General features: G+C 40.3%; 2 protein-coding genes. Both read right to left on the bottom strand.

Going from position 1 to position 1,323, the window contains the following annotated elements:
- The coding region (locus AC30RD_RS09445; RefSeq protein WP_489494295.1) for a TolC family protein at positions 1–765 on the bottom strand (765 nt) is incomplete at its 3' end.
- A 12-nt stretch (positions 766–777) separates the two neighbouring features.
- On the bottom strand, positions 778–1,323 hold a 546-nt coding region (locus tag AC30RD_RS09440), incomplete at its 5' end, for a FixH family protein (protein WP_489494294.1).

Below are 1,323 nucleotides of genomic sequence, written 5' to 3'. Positions count from 1 at the left end.
ACTACCCAGATCTGGGTAGTTGTTTATTTGGGCAAGTGCTACTCTTTTTGATTGTTTTTGTGTCTCTCTTTGTGTGAGTAGAATCTCTGGGTTACTCTCTTTGAGCGCATTTTGCAGTTGGAGTAAGTTTGGTTTTTTCTCTATGCTTAGATTAATGGCTAAGTTGTTTACTTTTTGAGCCGCAAGATAGGAGAGCCTTGCATAGGCTGCTGCCTTTTTTGCCTTCAAGGCACTTCTTTGGACTTTGAGATCTGAGAGCGAGAGTTCTGCTTTCATAATGCCCATATGTTGATTGCTATTTACACTGCTGTAGGATTCATAAAGGCGGATATTTTGTTGTGTCAGGAGGATGTATGTATCGATGATTTGTATCTCCTCACGCAACTCCCAGATAGTATATGCCTCATCTTTGATGCGTCCAACAAGTTTGACTTTTGCAGCGTGAAGCTTTTCTTGAAGCACGCTCTGCTCAGCAAGAGCGACAGCTTCTCTTTTTTCTCTTTTAGAGTAGGTGGGAATCTTTTGTTTGAGTGTAAGGACGCTTTGACTCATCGCCTGAGAGTTCTCAAGGGTGTTTTTTGTCAGTAGCAGTTCAGGATTTTCAAACTGATCTGCAATCTCAATATTTTGCTTATTGGCAGCAAGGCGTGCATTGATAACTTCAAGTGAGGGAGCGCGTGAGAGAGAACGCTCTATAAGCTCACTCAGTGTTACAGCCGAGAGTGAGCTTGCAAGTAAGAGTGCACCAAAGAGTAAATTTTTCACCATCTTTTCCTTTTAGAAATTGAGTGTTGTTTTTATGCGAGACTTTTTGCCTGTTTTTGGAGTGATGAAAATATGCAGCTGCCATGTTCCGTTCATCGCAAGGTTTAAAGTGGCTTCATATTTGCCATTGCCTAAGCTTTTTGCCTCAACTTTTGAACTCATCGCAGGCATACCCGGCATCGCAGGCATAAAAGCTTTAAGTGTTACTTTTGCATCATCAAGTGTTTTGCCGTCTTTTTTGAGCTCGACAACAAGTGTATTTGCCCCTGTTGTAAGTGGCTTTTGTGCTGTGATGTGTGCTGTGGTAGTTCTAAACTTTGCATCTTTGGAAAATGCCGCTGCGTGAGAGAGACTCACTCCAAGAAGCAGTGCTACAAAGATTTTTGTTAAAGATTTCATTTTTTGTCCTTTGTGTTGTTTTATGAAAGAAGTATAGTGACTCTTCGTGTGGAGTTTGTGTGATAGCAAGAAAGCCTGTGCAAATGGATATAAAATGACCATCATAGAGTTTATAATGCCGTTTAAATTAAAAAAACTATTTTTTTGTAAAAAATGTGA

This window comes from Nitrosophilus sp. (assembly GCF_982775275.1).
The sequence above is the reverse complement of the archived record's forward strand: the minus strand, read 5'-3'. Positions and strand labels throughout refer to the sequence as shown.